The sequence below is a fragment of the Mycobacterium sp. NPDC004974 genome, from assembly GCF_053600815.1.
In genome coordinates, this window is sequence record NZ_JBSGAQ010000002.1 from 1 (window position 1) to 16,000 (window position 16,000).

Below are 16,000 nucleotides of genomic sequence, written 5' to 3' on the forward strand. Positions count from 1 at the left end.
ACGGCGGCAACACCAACGTCGACGACATGGCCCTGGCCTGCGGCCCCGACAACCGCCTCGTGCACACCAACGGCGGCTACACCACCACCATCAACGACCACGGCGAAGTCGAATGGCACCCACCACCAGAACTGGACCACGGCCAACACCGCATCAACTACCACCACCGCCCCGAACTACTCCTCACCCCACCCGAGGACCAACCAGAACCGGAACCAAAGCAGCACCCCGAGCAGCCTCCCGACTGGGAACTGCAATGGGACCCGCAATGGGACCTGGACTGGGACAACGACTTCGACCAACCCACACCCAACACACCCAATGTCGAACACCTCTGGAACCCCGAACCATCCGCCCCAGAACCGCTCGACCCCGGACTTCCACCCGGCTGGACACTGCTCAACACCAACCACGCCCTCAGCGGCAAAGCAGTCCGCGGTCCCTAGCTAGGCGTCATGTCCGGGGGCCATCGACTTCGCGTCGAGTCGCCAGTGAATCCCTGACCACCTCAGCGTGGTGTGCGTGGGCAATGTGCGCATGGGCAATGTGATGACGCCCGGCGGCGGCGTCCACCCCGTTGCGCACACCACAACGCAGTTCGGCGGGCTAGATCGGGGTGAACGATGAGATCAGCCAGTTCCCATCGACTTTCGTGAGCCCGACCTTCACGGCGCTGGCCGCCTGTGCCGGTTCGGGGTTGTCGCGGCTGGTTGTCGCCTGGTTCAGGTAGACCAACACCTCCGCGGTATCGGACTGCACGGTGATCGGAGCAGCGCGCACGACCGAGGCGGTGGCGCGGATGTCTTTCTGTTTGGCCGCGGGCGCCACGAACTTGTCGGCGAACTCGCTGTAGTACGTCAAGAAATCGCCGGTCAAGCGGGAACGCGCGTCGGCGAAGTCCTGATCCAAACTGTCTGGCGCATAAGACAACAACGCCACCGAACCGTCGGACGCCGCGTCGACCACCGTCGTGGACGCGGCGGCGATCCCATGATCCACGCGATACATGGCGAAATAGAGTGCCGCGGCAGAGCTCGCCGAAGCCAGCAGCACGCAGACGACCGCGATCGGTCGCCATCGCCGGGCAACGCGATGGATCCACCGCTCCCGGGGAGCGGCACCCTCGGCGGCACCCTCATCGGCTACCGTCTGCTCGGCCTCGATCTCGCTGGCACAGTCGGCCTTTGACTCCTCGATATCAGCTTCGGCTGTTGTTGCGCTCACGGGACGAACTCCACTTTCGACATCTTGATCTGTCCCCCGTCTTTGACCATGGTGAGGCTCAAGCGCCAGTTCCGCGGCTGCTGATTGGCACCGGCCGAGTTGCTGACTGTGGTTGCCGTGCCGACGAGGACGACGGCGGAGTCCCCGTCCATCGACTGCACTGCCGAGGCCTTCGCAGTCGCCTTCGTCGTGGCTTTCGAGTCCTGCGCCGCTTTCACCAGATCTTCGGCGGTGGACTGGATATCGTCCTTGAACTGACCGGTCGAGTTGTCGATGATCTGCTGGACGTTCTGCTGTGCCGTGGCGCTGTCGATCGACATCAGGGTGACGGCGGCCTGCGACGCGGCGGCCGCGAATTCCGCGCGGCGCTGCTGCTCACGGTCGGCCTGCTGGTGAGACCAGATCATGTATCCGCCGGCCGCCAGCAACGCACCGCTGACCAGGATGGCGATGCCGGCGAGCAACGTCGCGAGACGCGGACGCCATCTACGTTTTCCGCCCGCGTCCGACGGTTGGTCCCCGTCCTCGTCCTGGTCCTCGTCCTCATCGGCGGGGTCGGAGGTTTCAACCTGATCCGGCAACTCCAGGTCGTCGTCGCTCAGCTGCGAAGTGACCTCGTCGGCCTCGTCGAGTTCGGCTGTCTCAGTTTCCTGGTCGGAGCGGCTGAGTAACCGCATAGTGCACCTCCGGTTGGTCTCGGCCAGTCGCGGATGGCACCAGTTACTGCGGTCGCCTCATGGCCGATGTGACTGCTGCCGCACGGTAGTGCGGCGACGGGCCGCGTCGGCGCCGCTGTCCCACCCAGCGGTCACCAGCGCGCCGATCACCAGTTCCGCAGCGAACACAACGCCCCTTTGGGGCCGGCAGCACGGTCGACGACGACTCCGTCGATGGCCAGTTCGCAACTCAGGGCGCGCGGAGATTGCGGAGCCAGCCCGGCGGTGCTGACGGTGACCATGGCCCATTTCATGGGGTCGGCGAGCGTGGTCTCGCGGATCCATGGCTCGCCCGGTTCCAGCGTGAGGTCGTCCTTGGGGCTGAACTCGTACGGGTTGTGGCTGTAGTCCGCCCACGTCGGTGGGTCGACCTCGCGGAAGTAGATGCCGACGGTCGTCGGCTCCTCGGCGGTGACGGTGTAGGTCACGCGGTGCAGCAACGGGCCCTCGTCCGCATGTGCCGGTGTCGCCAACGGAAGGCACGCACCGAGCGCGACGGCCAGCACCGCGCCCGCGCGGCGCCTCGACACCGCACCACCTGACGCGTCAGAGATCGCCACGAAGCCACCTGCTCGCGCCGTCACTGGACACACAAGTCAAGAAGAGCCCGTCGGGCGCCTGGGCGACGGAATTTTCGAAGCCGGTACATGGGGTGTTCTCCTCGCGAATGCCTTTCAGAGGCGGTGACCGGAAGTAACGCGGCTCGTACCGGCGCGGCGACCCGCAGAAGACCAGCCGGCCCCACGAGGTGGTGCCGAAGACGTAGTACGCCGTATCCCCACACGGCGCGCCGAGCACGACCCCGCCGACGATCCCGGGTACGCACGAGGGTTCACTGCATCCGGCAGGTTCTGCGCTCGCCGGGGCGGGGGCGGTCATCGCCCCCGCGACGAGCAGACCTGCCATGGCTGCCAACGGTATCCGCACGCACGACACTGTGGCACGGCCGAATCCGGCTGCCATCGCATTGCCCACTAGGTGGGAGGTTGTCCGTCAAAAGGCGCCAGAAGTTGGACAGTGAAGGCTTGCCACGGCGACCGCCGGTGGCCGGTGTACGGAGGAGTTTGGTGATGCGGGTGTCGACGGCATTCATTGGGGCAGGGGTGCTTACCGCCGCTGTGGTGGGCGGTTTGTGCAGCCCTGTCGCCGAGGCATCTCCGAGTAACTGGGGTCTCAACGGGACGTACATCGCCACGTCGAACGGTGAGTGGGCCAAGTCGAACGACATCTTCCACGACGAGGCCAGCATTCGTGGCACCTGGACGATCTCCACGACATGCAGTTACCCGAGCGAATGCACCGGCACGGTCGACACCGACTGGGGTTGGAGCGCACCGATCTACAAGAAGAGCGGCGTCTGGTACGTCAAGAGGACGGTGGACAACTGGCAGACGTGCGGCGACGGCACCGCCGGCCCGGGTCTGCAGGTCTACCGCTTCTTCCCCTCGAACGAGAGCGCCACCGCAGTCGATCCGGCGTCGACCACCTTGGTGGGCGAGGATTCGACCACCGGCGTCAGCGGGTCGTGCGGCACCAGCAAGGTGGTGTTCATCACGATGCCGTTCAAACTCGTGAAAACGGCCTGACCGGACAGCTTTTCAGCTGTCCGGCCAGTTCCGGTACCGGCCCCCGCAATGAATCCCGTTGCGGGGGCTTTTCGGATCAGGTGGTGAACAGGTCCTGCCAGGTCTGCTCACCGGTGCGCGGTACGAGGTCGGACTGCCGGTACACCTTGCCGTCCGGGGTGGCGTACCGACCCGTCTGCGGATCGTAGGTGGCGATCGCAACCGATGGCCCGGCAGATTCGCCTGGGCTGAACGCACTTGGCGCCACTGTCGGAGCATCCGGGCTCGGCGGTGCCTCAGCAGCCGGTGCCTCGGCCGGCGGTGCGGCAGGCGCCTCGGCAGGCGGCGGCGCCTCCCCCGGCGGCACCGCGGCCGGCGGACGTAGCGTGCCCTCTATGGGGCCGTGGATGAACTTGTCATGATCGACGCGGGAGTCCGGCGCGATCCCCTGAGCGAGCAGGTTGGGATCGATCGGGTAGGGGCCGAGGGCGTGCTGCCGCATCGACAATGGCTCGTAAGGTCGGTCACTGTCACAGATTTCGACTGTGGGAGCCCGCTTTCCAGGTTTCCCCATGCACGGGTAGTTACGGGCGCCCCGGACGCCGATCGGCGAATCCTGCGGCAGCTTGCAGTACAGCCCGTCGGGGGTATCGATGTCGGTGGTGTCCTCCGGAGACCGCCACGACGACGGCGGCAGGAACCCGACGGTGCACGCCGGCGGGTCGCCCATCGTAAGAGTGAAGTCTCCCAACGACATTCCGATTGGATTGTTCTTCGGCGCACCGTATGACTGCGTCGCCGAGATCGACGGCGGCAGAAGCACCAGTAGCTGCTCCAGCGACGGGTGGTAGGTCACCCCGACCTGGCCCAGGCTGGTGAGGTTGGCCAGCAACAGCGGCAGCGTGGGTTTGACTTGATTGAACAAGCGGGAGGCTTCGTCTGCGGCTCCCGGCCCTTCCTTGAGCAGGGTGCGCACGTGCTGGTCGTCGTCGGCGACCTGCTTGGTGATTCCGGCCATGCTGCGAGCCCAGGTACGGATCGCATCGACCGATTCGGCCTGCCCGTCGAGAAGTGGCGCGCCGTCATCGATGAGCGCACGGGACTGATCGGACGCGGCGTTCGCCTCGGCGATCAGTCTCGACGAGGAGTCCAGCAACGCCCCCATATCGTTTCCAGAGCCGTTGAAGGCCTTGAAGGTTTCATCGAGCAGCGGGCTGATCTTGTCCTTGGGGATGCTGCCCATGAGTGAACTGACCTGATCGAGCATCGGCCCGACGGCCTGGGGGATCGATGTGTTCGACGCCGGGATCACCGAGCCGTCGTGCAGATACGGTCCCGAGTCGTTGCGGGGTTGCAAATCGACGTACTGCTCGCCCACTGCCGACACGCTCAAGACCGCTGCGTGCAGGTCTGCGGGAATCTTGGGTGAAGTGTTCAGCGACAGTGTCGCTTCCGCTCCGTCCCGGGTGGGCCGCACCTCGGTGACCTTCCCCATCTGAACACCGCGATAGGTCACGTTCGAGAACTGGTAGAGCCCACCGGTTCCCGGCAGTTGCAGGGTCACCGTCATTCGCCCGATGCCCAGGAGGGTGGGGGCCTGCAGGTAGACGATGCCCATCAGGGCCATGCCGATCACCGACGCCACCGCGAAGATGGCCAGCTGGATTCGGACGAAACGGGTGAGCATCAGTTGCCTCCGTTCGGCGCTACGGGGTCAGAAGGCGCCACTGCCGCAGGCGGATCGGGCTGCGGTTCCGGTGCGGGCGCCGCGGCCTGGTCCACCGGGGCCGCCTGACCATTGGCCGGAGCCTGGTCGATCAGCGGCGGCACGGTGGCCACCGCGGCCGGTGGCGGCGTCAGTGGCATGCCGAGCGGGTCCTTCGTGTAGTTGGCGAAGAAGGGGTCGCCGGGCGCCGGGGTGAGGGGCAGCCCCTCCTGGCCCCACCGGGTGCCCAGGAACAATCCCCGCTTCAGCCTCGGAATCGTGAAGTCGAAGGTGATGAACTGGTTGAGGTAGTCCCCGCGGATCGCCCGGTCGATGAAGTTCTGCGGGTAGGGATATGTCGGCGCGAACGCCAGCACGGTGCCCAGATTCGGGCCGACGTCGGCCAGCGCCTTTACCGTCGGTTCGAGGTTGCGCAGGTTGGTCAGCAGGTCGTCCCGCGTCGCGTTGACGAGATTGGTCGCGGTGTCGCTGAACTTCCCGAACTTCTCCAGCGCGGTGGTGATGCGCGGGCGTTCCTTGACCAGGACGTCCAGTGCCGGCGGTATCCGGTTCAACGCCGTGGTGATCACCTCCTGCTGTCCGGCCAGCGTGCCGGCCAGCCGGTTCAGTGCCGTGATGGAGGCGTTGATGTCGTCCCGTTGGTTGGCGAACATGCCGACGACGTCGTCGAGCCGGGTGAGTAGGTCGCGGATCTTGTCTTCGCGGCCGTTCAGCGCGGCGTTGAATTCGGTGACCAGGTCACCGATCTTGCCCAGGCCTCCGCCGTTGACGAGCACAGACAGCGATGACAGGGTCTGTTCGGTCGACGGATATGTCGAAGTCTGGTTGAGCTCGAGGGTGGCGCCCGGGGCAAGCCGCCCGGACGGAGACTGCCCGAGCGGCGGATCGAGGGCGATGTGCATGGAGCCCAGGAGGCTGGTCTGCCCGACGGTGGCGATCGCGTTGGCCGGAACGACGACGTCGGGCTTGACCGAGACCTCCACGTCCGCATGCCAGCCCTTGACCACCATGCGGGAGACGCTGCCCACGATGACGTCACCGATCATCACGGGCGAATTGGATTCCAGTGTCCCGATATTGGCGAGTTCGACGTGATAGACCGTCGCGTCCGGCCCGCGCCCCACGGTGCCGGGCAGGGGCAGGGAGTTCAGCCCGTGGAACGCACATCCGGTCAGCGTGGCCACCGAGCAGGCGGCTACCGCGGTCAGGCGCGTGAGCGACCGCCGAGTGATCATGGGGTGCCTCCTGGGGCGGGCGGTGCGGGGACCGGTGCAGCTTCGGCAGGAAGCAGCATGTCCCGCAATGTCTTCGGTGCTTGCACGGGCGGGTCCGAGACGATCGGCGATCCGGGATAGGCCGCGGGCGAGGTATTCGCGGGCAGTCCGTTGGGTGCGTACGCACCAGGTGCCCCCGGGGTCGCACCCCATCCGGCCGGTGGCGCCATGTCATCGGCGCCGGTGTAGGCCGACACGGCAGGCGGTAGATCTTCGTACGGCTGCGGACGCCCGCCGGCCCCGCCCGGTGCCAGGTTGGGATCGGTGTACACCAGATTCTCCGGGCTGGGCGACTTCTTCAGATAGGCGTTGAACGGCATCGGCATGTGGTTGAAGTTGAGCAGCGACAGGGCCGGTCCGAGGTACTGCGCGCACAACTTGCCCGATTCCGCTGCGGTGGCATTCTTGACCGCGCCGATCGCCGAGCACACCACAGATAACGGATCGGAGAAGTTCGCCAGCGAGAATGCGCCGACTGCGGTACCGCTGTCGGGGTTGTAGATGTTGTAGCCGTTGGCGATCGCGTTGGGCGCGACGTGCAGGACGTTCTCGAGCTTGGTCTTGTTGTCCACCAGATTCTGCGTGACGTTGGTCAGCCGCTCCAGCTGCTCGGCCGTCTGGTCACGGCTGCCTGCGACGAATCGCCGGACGTTGCCGACGGCGTCGGCCAGGTTCGTCAGGGCGCCGTCCAGATCGGAGCGGCTCCCGTCGACGACGCTGGTCACGTTCGCGAGATGGCCCTGGAATTCCACGATCTGGGCGTTGCTGTCCCGCAGCGCCGTCACGAAGACCTGCAGATTCTTGATGATGCCGACGACATCGCCGCTCCCCTGGCCCAGAATCTTTGCGACACCGGACAACTGGCTGATGGCCTCGTGCAGTTTCTCGCCGTTGCCGTCCATGGCCGCGGCGGCACTGTCGACAAAGCGGCTCAGCGAGGTGGCCGACGCTCCGTTGATCGGCCCCAGATCGGACGCCAACCGCATCAGCTGGTCCTTGACCTGGTCCCACTCGACGGGCACCGCGGTGCGTTCCACCCCGATCTGCGAACCGTCGGCCATCGTCGGACCGGCATCTTCATAGGCCGGGGTCAGCTGGACGTACCGGGCGGCAACGAGGTTCTGCGCCATGAGGATTGCCTTGGCATCGGCCGGGATCTTCACCCCACGATCGACGGCGAGGACCATCCGCGCCTGCCCACCGACCGGTTCGATGCTCTTGATGGAGCCGACCTTGACCCCGGCGACGCGAACCTCGTCACCCGGGTAGATCGCGGTGGCCGAGGTGAAGTACGCGGTGATGGTGGTCGGCTTGAAGACGGTCTGCCGGACGATCACCACCGTGCCGGCCAGCGCCAGCACGGCGAGCAGCACCAGCGCGACGCGGCTGATCCTCTTCCGGTTGCGGGCGATCATCGACTTCCTCCAGGAATGCCGTTGTAGGGGAAGGGGAATTCGGCGCGTGGGCCGGCATTGTCCGGTGGTTGTCCGGCGTTGGTACCGCGCCGGAATCCGAAGGCGTAGTCGAAGAACGGCTGGATGGTTTGCGCAGGATTGAGGTTCGAGACAAAGGCGTTGTAGTAGAAGCCGTTGTTCACCGATTCACCCTGGGTGACTTGGTATTTGGCCAGGCCCGTCAATGCGCCCGCGATGTTGTCACGGTTCTTCTCGAGCATCGCGCTCACCGAGTTGAGCTGTTTGAGGGTGGGTGCGAGCTCTTCTTCGTTGTCGTGGACGAGTCCGGAAAGCTGCTGGGACAGCGCCGAGGTGTTGGCCAGCAGGTTGACGACCGCGTACCGGCGTTGGTCGAGCACCCCGGTCAACGCGTTCGCGTCCAGCAACAGCGTGTTGACCTGCTCGCTTCGCTTCGACAGGATGCCGGTCACATCGGCGGCGCTCTTGAGCAGATTGGACAGGGACTCGTTGCGGCTGTTCAGCGTTTCCGACAACCGGGACAGGCCTTCGAACGTGGGCCCCAGCTGCGGCGCCATCCGGTCGATGGTGTCCGACAACGTATCCAGGGACTGGGTGAGCGCCGCTGTGTCGGTGCCGGCCGTGTTGTTCGTGAAGTCGCCGACGGCGTTGGTCAACGAATACGGCGACGCCGTCCTGGTGATGGGGATCGTTTCCGAAGCGTGCATCGTGCCGGCGCCGGCCGGTTCCAGGGTCAGCATCCGGGCACCGAGCATCGTCCCGGTGCGGATGTGCGCCGTGGTGTCGGAACCGAGGCGGACCTTGCTGTCGAGGGTGAAGGTCACCAACGCCTTCCCATGGCTCAGGCTGACATCGGTGACGAGGCCCTTGGTGACTCCGGAGATCTTGACGTCGTTACCGGTGGTGAGCCCACCTGCCTCGGCGAACAGTGCGTTGTATTTGACCGAAGTGGCCCATGACCACAGCGCCTGCGGCTGGAGACCGACGGCGATGATCATCGCGATCAGCACGATGCCGATGAGTCCGCTCCGGATGAGGTGCGATCCACGGTATTTCAGCATCAGGGCTCCCCACAGCGTCCGGAGTTCTGGATGATCCACGGGAAGTACGCGGTACGCCCCTGTAGGTCGGTGACGCGGACATTCATGCCACACACGTACTGGTTGATGAAGCTGCCGTAAGCGCCCAACCGGACCAGCTTGCGGTAGTTCTTGGGCGCGTTCTGCAACGACAGATCCAGCCGCGCCATGTCGTCCTCGTTGGAGAGCAACGGCGCCAGGCGGGTGAGTTGATCGACGGTGCCCGACAGCGGAGGCCGGGCCTGTGTCATCAAATCCGCCAGGGAGGCGGTGCCGTTGTCCAGGGCGTTGATCGCCTCTCCGATGGGATCGCGTTCCTGCGACAGACCCGTGATGAGTTGTTGCAGTTGCTCGACAGCACCCGAGAACTTGTCGCCGTCCTTGGCAACCGTTGCCACGGCGGTCTTCAGGTTGTCGATCAGTTGTTGCACGGTCTGTCCGTTGTCGGCGAGTGCCTGGGTGAACGAAGTCGTGTGGGCCATCAGCGATTCCACCGTGCCGCCCTGGCCCTGCAGGATCTGGATCAACGAGTTGGTCAGGGCGTTGACGTTCTGGGCGTTGAGCCCCTGGATGACGGGCTTGAGCCCGCCGAGGAGAAGGTCGAGATCCAGTGCCGGCTCGGTGCGCTCGACCGGTATCTGTGACCCGGGCGGCTGGAGCTTGGTCGAGCCAGGACTGTCGAGCAGCTCCAGATACCGGTTGCCGACCAGGTCCAGATAGCGCACCGCGATCTTGGTGGCAGTCGTCATGACGACTTCGCGGTCCGCGTCGAAGTGCACCAGCACCTTGTTGTCAGGCTGCAGGGCAACGTCATTGACCGTACCGACGCGGATACCGGCGACACGTACCGAGTCACCGGCCTTCAGGCTGGACGCATCGGTGAACATGGCCGAATAACCGTTCGTCGACCCGGTGCGGTACTGGCCCATGATCGCGAACAGCGCTCCGGTCAAGAGCAGCATCGTCAGTCCGAACACGCCGAACTTCACAGCGGTCCCGCGGCTGCGCGTCATCCCGGTTGTCCTATCTGGGCGGTGTTGCGTGGCGGGCCGTCGAGCGGGCCGTACAGCGCTTGCTTGAGTGCGTCGGAGTTCAACAGGATCCCCTGATTGCCGTACTGCGCGGGGTTGGCGTTGATATCGGTCACGATGAACGGCGGCCGCTGCTCGAAACCGACCTCGGGCAGGCCCTGGCACTGCGGGCCGCCGGTGGCGGCGACCTTCGGCAGGTTGCCCGGGTAGCGGTAGCGTTCGGTGCCCAGCAGGAACGAGTCCAGCAGCATGACGCCCGGCAACGGTGTCGGCGGACCGAGGGCCAACGGCTCCAAGCCCTTCAGCGCACAGTTGAGCGCCGGGTTGTACTGGTTGAGCAGGTTCGTGGTCGGCACCAGCAGTCGCATGGCGTCGGTCACCGCAGCACTGTTGGTCGCGACCACGTCGTTGCCGACGTCGGCCAGCCCGATCGCGCTGACGAGCAACGCATCCAGATCGTTCCGTTGATCGAAGATCGTGTTGCTGAGCTGCGTCGAATTGCGGACGGTGTCCATCAACTGCGGTCCGGCGTCGGCGTACGCGTTGAACACCTGTGGTGCGACAGCCATCTCATGGCTCAGCGTGGGAAGGCTGGGGGCGATCTTGGCCAGCAGGGCGTCCAGATCGACCAGGGTCTGCCCCAGCTTGTCACCGCGACCGTCGATCGCCTGGGCCATCGCGCCGAGCGTCTCGTTCAGCTTCTCCGGTTGGATCTGCGCCAGCACCGTCACCAGTTGCTCGAACACCGTGTTGATCTCGACGGTGGTGTGCGTCGCATCGAGAACCTGGCCGGCGTACATCGATGTCGGCGACGGCTTCGGCGGTGGCACGAGTTGGACGAACTTGGCGCCGAACACGGTGCTCGAGGCGATCTCGACACCGGTGTTGGATGGAATCAGCTGCAGGTCATCAGGGTTCATCGCCAACCGGAGGGCCGCCTGCCCGTCAGGCAGTGCTTCGATCGCGACGACCTTGCCGACCTGCGCACCGTGCAGTTTGACCTTGGCGTCGGGATTCATCACCAGACCGGCGCGCGGAGAGATGACGGTCACCGACGCTGTGGGCGCGACCCCACCGCGGAACGCCACGATGGCGCCGACGATGATCGCGGCGATCACCACCACCGTGATCAGTCCGCTCAGTTGACGTTTAGCGTCACGCGACATCAGATGCCTTCTCTAGCCGGAGAGGTTGAAGTTGCCGTTGGAGCCGTAGACGGCCAGCGAGATCAGCAGCGTGATCGAGACGACCACGATCAGCGACGTCCGCACCGCGTTTCCGACCGCCACTCCCACGCCGGCCGGGCCCCCGGTGGCGAAGAAGCCGTAGTAGGTGTGCACCAACAGGATCGCCAGCGCCATCAGCAGCGCCTGCAGGAAGGACCACAGCAGGTCGATCGGGTTGAGGAAGGTGCTGAAGTAGTGGCCGTACAGACCGCCCGACTGCCCGAGCAGCACAACGGTGGTGAACTGGCTGGCCAGGAACGACAGGATCACCGCGATCGAGTACAGCGGCGTGATGGCGATCATCCCGGCCACGATGCGGGTGGACACCAGGTACTCGACCGGCCGGATCGCCATCGACTCCAAGGCGTCGACCTCTTCGTTGATCCGCATCGCGCCGAGCTGCGCGGTGACGCCGGCACCGAAGGTGGCGGCCAGACCGATACCGGCGACGATGGGCGCCGAGATCCGGACATTGATGAAGGCCGCCAGGAACCCGGTGAGCGCTTCGATCCCGATGTTGCCCAGCGAGCTGTAACCCTGGATCGCCAGGACCCCGCCGGTGGCCAGGGTCAGGAACCCGACGATGACGACGGTTCCGCCGATCATCGCCAATGTTCCTGCGCCCATGCTGATTTCAGCGATCAGCCGGACGACTTCCTTGCGGTAGTGCGCAGCCGCGAACGGCACGCCCGCCAGGGCCCGACCGTAGAACAGGACATGGTCACCGATGCCGCTCAGCACGGCGCCGGGCCGTCGCACAGCGCGGGACAGTCGCGGGTAGGCCGACTGGAGTACCGCCGTCGATGCCGTCATCGGGTCGTCATCTGGATGCCGATGGCGGTGACCACCACGTTGACGACGAACAGTGCCATGAAGGCGTACACCACTGTTTCGTTGACGGCGTTGCCCACCGCTTTGGCGCCTCCGCCCGAGACGGTCAGACCGCGGTAGCAGGCGACCAGGCCGGCGATCAGGCCGAACAACGCGGCCTTGACGCAGGAGATGATCACCTCGGGAACGCCGGTGAGCAGGGTGATGCCCGCAGCGAACGCACCGGGGTTGACGTCCTGGACGAACACCGAGAACAGGTATCCGCCAAGGATTCCGATGATCACGACGACGCTGTTGAGCAATAAGGCGACCAGCCCTGATGCGAGCATTCTGGGGGTCACCAGGCGCTGGATCGGGTTGATGCCCAGAACCTCCATGGCGTCGATCTCTTCACGCACGGTGCGGGACCCGAGGTCGGCGCACATCGCGGTGGCCCCGGCGCCGGCCACGATCAGCACCGTCACCATCGGTCCGACCTGGGTCACGGCACCGAAGGCCGCACCCGCCCCGGAGAGGTCTGCCGCACCCAGCTCGCGAAGGAGGATGTTCAAGGTGAACGACACCAGCACGGTGAACGGGATCGCCACCAGGAGGGTCGGCGCCATCGACACCCGTGCCACGAACCAGGACTGGTCGAGGAATTCACGCCATTGGAAGGGTCTGCGAACCACGAATCTCGCGGCGTCCACCGACATGGCGAACAACCCACCCACCCCTTCGAGTGGGCCGGCGAGTTGTCGCTGCAGCATCGGATTCTCCGTTCTGTGTGTGAATCACGCGAGGGGTCGTATGACCCGGACCACTCGTATCGACCAGGAACAATCGCAGTTAATTTCGGGGCTTGGCATGGCGTATCCCGCCTATCGGGAGACCGACGCGACGGGGAGCAGAAGCGTCCTTCGCCGGCCCGCCGGAAGCACACCCCCGCGCAGATATGGCAACAAATTTCACTCACTGAGACTCAGGCCACATCACCGGCGCGAAGCGGTACACCATCTATGACAGCCCTCGACGGATAGGACGAGATGATGACCGACCGGGTGATCGACCGAGTGCGCGAGAACGCCGATCAACTACGCAGCCAGGGCCCCGAGGCGGAGAAGATCGGCAAGCTCACCGATGAGACGGTCAAGCTGATGAAGTCGGTGGGCAACATCCGGCTGCTGCAACCGAAGTCCCACGGCGGCTTGGAGGTCCATCCGCGCGAGTTCGCCGAAACCGTGATGGCCACCGCGGCGCTCGACCCGGCCGCCGGCTGGATCAACGGTGTGGTGGGTGTCCATCCCTATCAGCTGGCCTACGCCGATCCCCGGGTCGCCGCCGAGATCTGGGCCGATGACGTGGACACCTGGGTCGCCTCGCCGTATGCGCCCCAGGGTGTGGCCACGCCCATCGAAGGGAACGCCGGCGGCTACCTCCTTACTGGCCGCTGGCAGTTCAGCTCGGGCACCGACCATTGCGATTGGATCTTCCTGGGCGCCATGCTCGGCGGTGCGGACGGCAAGCCGTTGATGCCGCCGCAGATGCTGCACATGATCCTGCCGCGCCGGGACTACGAGATCGTCGAGGACTCGTGGAACGTGGTGGGCCTGCGCGGAACCGGCTCGAAGGACGTCATCGTCACCGACGCCTTCGTTCCCTCGTACCGGACGATGGACGCGACGAAGGTGATGGACGGTACGGCCCAGCGCGAGGCCGGGATGACCGACACCCTCTACCTGATGCCGTGGTCGACGATGTTCCCGCTCGGCATCAGTGCGGCGACGATCGGGATCGCCGAGGGCGCGCTGGCGGCCGCACTCGATTACCAGCGTGAACGGGCGAATGCCAGCGGAGTGGCGATCAAGGACGATCCGTACGTCATGTATGCGATCGGCGAGGCCGCCGCGGATATCAACGCCGCCCGCCAGGAGCTGTTGGCCAATGTCGACCGCATCTACGACCTCGTCGACTCGGGCGGGGACGTGTCTTTCGAGGACCGTGCCGCGGGCCGGCGCACCCAGGTCCGGGCGGTGTGGCGGGCCGTGTCAGCGGTCGACGAGATCTTCGCGCGCTGCGGCGGCAACGCCGCCCGGATGGACAAGCCGCTGCAGCGGTACTGGCGCGATGTCCACGTCGGGCAGGCGCACGCCATCCACGTTCCCGGCACGGTCTATCACGCCTCGGCCCTGAGCTCTCTGGGCGTGGACCCACAGGGCCCGCTGCGCGCGATGATCTGAGAGACACCGACCGCATTCAGCGATTAGTGTGACAGCGCCCACACTGCTATGTTACAAACAGTCATATTCCTAATAGTCATACTTCGATTAGGCATGTAGCTCACGGTGGGAGGTTTCTGATGACAACGGCTGTCGAGAAGACGGGCGAGACGCCCAGCGCCGTCATCGACCGGATTTCCCTGGTCCTCGATGCCTTCGACGGGCCCGGATGTCTGACGCTGGCTCAGATCGTCCGCCGCACCGGCCTGCCGCGTTCGTCGGCGCACCGCATGCTCGAACGTCTCGTCCACCTGCGGTGGCTTCGCCGCGAAGGCCGCGATTACCAGCTGGGCATGCGACTGGTCGAGCTCGGATCGCTCGCGCTGCATCAGGACCGCATCCACCAGGCGGCGATTCCACTCATGCGCGATCTGCACCGGGCTACCGGGCTGGTCGTCCACCTCGCGGTCCTCTGCGGCTCCGACGTGGTGTACCTGGAGAAGATCGGTGGTCAGATGGTGACCGCCATCCCGACCCGCGTCGGCGGACGCCAACCCGCGCATTGCACAGCGGTGGGCAAGGCGATACTGGCCGACAACCCGTCCGTCGAGATCAGCCTGACCTCACGCAAGACGCGGTTCTCGATCGCGACGGAACAGCAGTTGACAGCCGAGCTGGCCAAGACCCGCGCCCGCGGAGTGGCCTTCGAGCGCGAAGAATCGCTGCCGGGATTCGGTTGTGTGGCGGCGCCGATCGGCCCGGTCGGCGCCGCCGTCGCGGCAGTGTCGGTCTGCGGCCCGATGAACCGGATGACGTTCGACCAGCGGCTGACCGCACCGGTGCGGATGACGGCGATGGGCATCTGGCGCAGCGCGGAAGACGGTCCCGACCGTGCGGCGCCGACCTTGCAGCCGTTGCGTCCGCTGCGCGGTAGCCCCGCAGCACCCAGCCCCGCGGACCCGCGGACCGGGGCTACTCTGCAGCTGGCGTAGCCCGCCGATCTTGCGCTGATTTGCGGCTTTCGGCGGCCACTCGCTTCTCGAATTCTTCCCAATATTCGGGTCCGGGCAACGGAATTCCCTCACCCACCTTCGGGAAATTCGCATCGGCGTCATCGAGATCCTTGATCATCCTCAAGGTGAGTTCCCGCTCGGACGCGTAATACCGCTCCGCCCAATCCAGGGCGATCCGGGCGTAGGTCCATGTCGGATCGGCCGCGGCCCATCGTGCGCCCTTGGCGGCATCCTGATGCATCTCATCGACGTAGGCGATGTGCTCCTCGAGCATCTGCTTGAGTGCCGTGGGGTCACTGAGGTGCCCCAGGGTCACCCGCATTATCGCGGCGTGCTTCAGCGTCGGAGGATCTGCCGGCGTATCCCGCGCCCATCGGGTGACGGCATCGAGGCCGGTCTCGGTGATCTTGTACAAACGGCGGTTGCGCGGGCCGCTGTCATCTTCGCGAGAGGTCAGGAAGCCCATCTTCTCGAGCTTCTTGAGATCGGAGTAGATCTGGCTGAAGGCCGGGCTGCCGTAGTAGTAGCGCACGCCGTAGTGGAGCCATTTGCGGATGTCATAGCCCGAGAGTTCGCGCTGGTAGGACAACATCCCGAGCAGCGCCCAACTATTGGCGGCTAGCGCCGGCGCGGCTGCTGACTCGGGTTCTCCCACTACTCGAGCGTAACAACCGAGGTCACGCC

16 protein-coding genes and 1 pseudogene are annotated in these 16,000 nt (G+C 65.6%); 4 read left to right on the forward strand and 13 right to left on the reverse strand.

Annotation, left to right across the window (positions count from 1 at the left end; all coding sequences use genetic code 11):
- Positions 1-446, forward strand: a pseudogene (locus ACWEFV_RS04965) (HNH endonuclease signature motif containing protein); the annotation flags it as partial.
- 160 nt (positions 447-606) lie between these two features.
- Here the strand turns inward: ACWEFV_RS04965 and ACWEFV_RS04970 are convergent.
- From ACWEFV_RS04970 to ACWEFV_RS04985, 4 genes are all read right to left on the reverse strand, one after another.
- On the reverse strand, positions 607-1,224 hold the full coding sequence (locus ACWEFV_RS04970) for a twin-arginine translocation pathway signal (RefSeq protein ID WP_450069279.1): 618 nt from the start codon (positions 1,222-1,224) through the stop codon (positions 607-609).
- The gene (locus tag ACWEFV_RS04975) at positions 1,221-1,901 is read right to left on the reverse strand and encodes a hypothetical protein (protein ID WP_450069280.1); all 681 of its coding nucleotides are present in this window, start codon (positions 1,899-1,901) and stop codon (positions 1,221-1,223) included. Before ACWEFV_RS04975 ends, ACWEFV_RS04970 begins: the two co-directional genes overlap by 4 nt.
- Positions 1,902-2,047: 146 nt before the next feature.
- On the reverse strand, positions 2,048-2,500 hold the full coding sequence (locus ACWEFV_RS04980) for a hypothetical protein (RefSeq protein ID WP_450069281.1): 453 nt from the start codon (positions 2,498-2,500) through the stop codon (positions 2,048-2,050).
- Positions 2,487-2,846: a hypothetical protein gene (locus tag ACWEFV_RS04985; RefSeq protein ID WP_135452201.1), complete on the reverse strand. Its 360-nt coding sequence runs from the start codon at positions 2,844-2,846 to the stop codon at positions 2,487-2,489. Before ACWEFV_RS04985 ends, ACWEFV_RS04980 begins: the two co-directional genes overlap by 14 nt.
- Positions 2,847-3,010: 164 nt before the next feature.
- On the opposite strand from ACWEFV_RS04985, the gene ACWEFV_RS04990 reads away from it, so the two are divergent.
- Entirely contained in the window at positions 3,011-3,526 is a 516-nt protein-coding gene (locus ACWEFV_RS04990; RefSeq protein WP_135452200.1) for an Rv2253/PknI dimerization domain-containing protein, read from the forward strand.
- Between the two features lie 76 nt (positions 3,527-3,602).
- Here ACWEFV_RS04990 and ACWEFV_RS04995 read toward each other — a convergent pair whose 3' ends face one another.
- Genes ACWEFV_RS04995 through ACWEFV_RS05030 form a run of 8 tightly spaced genes read right to left on the reverse strand, consistent with a single transcriptional unit; the run spans position 3,603 to position 12,854 of the window.
- Positions 3,603-5,192 carry an MCE family protein gene (locus ACWEFV_RS04995; RefSeq protein ID WP_450069282.1) on the reverse strand — a complete coding sequence of 530 codons (1,590 nt, stop codon included), beginning with the start codon at positions 5,190-5,192 and terminating at the stop codon, positions 3,603-3,605.
- Positions 5,192-6,466 (reverse strand): MCE family protein, encoded by a 1,275-nt coding sequence (locus ACWEFV_RS05000; protein ID WP_450069283.1) that lies wholly within the window; start codon positions 6,464-6,466, stop codon positions 5,192-5,194. The genes ACWEFV_RS04995 and ACWEFV_RS05000 overlap by 1 nt, the downstream gene beginning before the upstream one ends.
- Positions 6,463-7,920, reverse strand: a complete 1,458-nt coding sequence (locus tag ACWEFV_RS05005) for an MCE family protein (RefSeq protein ID WP_135452194.1) — start codon at positions 7,918-7,920, stop codon at positions 6,463-6,465. The genes ACWEFV_RS05000 and ACWEFV_RS05005 overlap by 4 nt, the downstream gene beginning before the upstream one ends.
- On the reverse strand, positions 7,917-8,999 hold the full coding sequence (locus tag ACWEFV_RS05010; RefSeq protein ID WP_450069284.1) for an MCE family protein: 1,083 nt from the start codon (positions 8,997-8,999) through the stop codon (positions 7,917-7,919). The genes ACWEFV_RS05005 and ACWEFV_RS05010 overlap by 4 nt, the downstream gene beginning before the upstream one ends.
- Positions 8,999-10,030, reverse strand: coding sequence for an MCE family protein (locus ACWEFV_RS05015; RefSeq protein WP_450069285.1), 1,032 nt, complete (start codon positions 10,028-10,030; stop codon positions 8,999-9,001). Before ACWEFV_RS05015 ends, ACWEFV_RS05010 begins: the two co-directional genes overlap by 1 nt.
- Complete coding sequence (locus ACWEFV_RS05020; RefSeq protein ID WP_450069286.1) at positions 10,027-11,214, reverse strand: MCE family protein; 1,188 nt, start codon at positions 11,212-11,214, stop codon at positions 10,027-10,029. Before ACWEFV_RS05020 ends, ACWEFV_RS05015 begins: the two co-directional genes overlap by 4 nt.
- A 12-nt stretch (positions 11,215-11,226) precedes the next feature.
- Positions 11,227-12,087 (reverse strand): MlaE family ABC transporter permease, encoded by an 861-nt coding sequence (locus ACWEFV_RS05025; protein WP_135452186.1) that lies wholly within the window; start codon positions 12,085-12,087, stop codon positions 11,227-11,229.
- On the reverse strand, positions 12,084-12,854 hold the full coding sequence (locus tag ACWEFV_RS05030; protein WP_135452184.1) for an MlaE family ABC transporter permease: 771 nt from the start codon (positions 12,852-12,854) through the stop codon (positions 12,084-12,086). Before ACWEFV_RS05030 ends, ACWEFV_RS05025 begins: the two co-directional genes overlap by 4 nt.
- Before the next feature lie 279 nt (positions 12,855-13,133).
- On the opposite strand from ACWEFV_RS05030, the gene ACWEFV_RS05035 reads away from it, so the two are divergent.
- On the forward strand, positions 13,134-14,324 hold the full coding sequence (locus ACWEFV_RS05035; RefSeq protein WP_450069287.1) for an acyl-CoA dehydrogenase family protein: 1,191 nt from the start codon (positions 13,134-13,136) through the stop codon (positions 14,322-14,324).
- Between the two features lie 119 nt (positions 14,325-14,443).
- Positions 14,444-15,295, forward strand: a complete 852-nt coding sequence (locus ACWEFV_RS05040) for an IclR family transcriptional regulator (protein ID WP_450069288.1) — start codon at positions 14,444-14,446, stop codon at positions 15,293-15,295.
- On the opposite strand, the gene ACWEFV_RS05045 is transcribed toward ACWEFV_RS05040, so the two are convergent.
- Positions 15,276-15,971: a PadR family transcriptional regulator gene (locus ACWEFV_RS05045; protein ID WP_450069289.1), complete on the reverse strand. Its 696-nt coding sequence runs from the start codon at positions 15,969-15,971 to the stop codon at positions 15,276-15,278. The two genes, ACWEFV_RS05040 and ACWEFV_RS05045, sit on opposite strands and share 20 nt — an antisense overlap.
- Between the last annotated feature and the right edge of the window lie 29 nt (positions 15,972-16,000).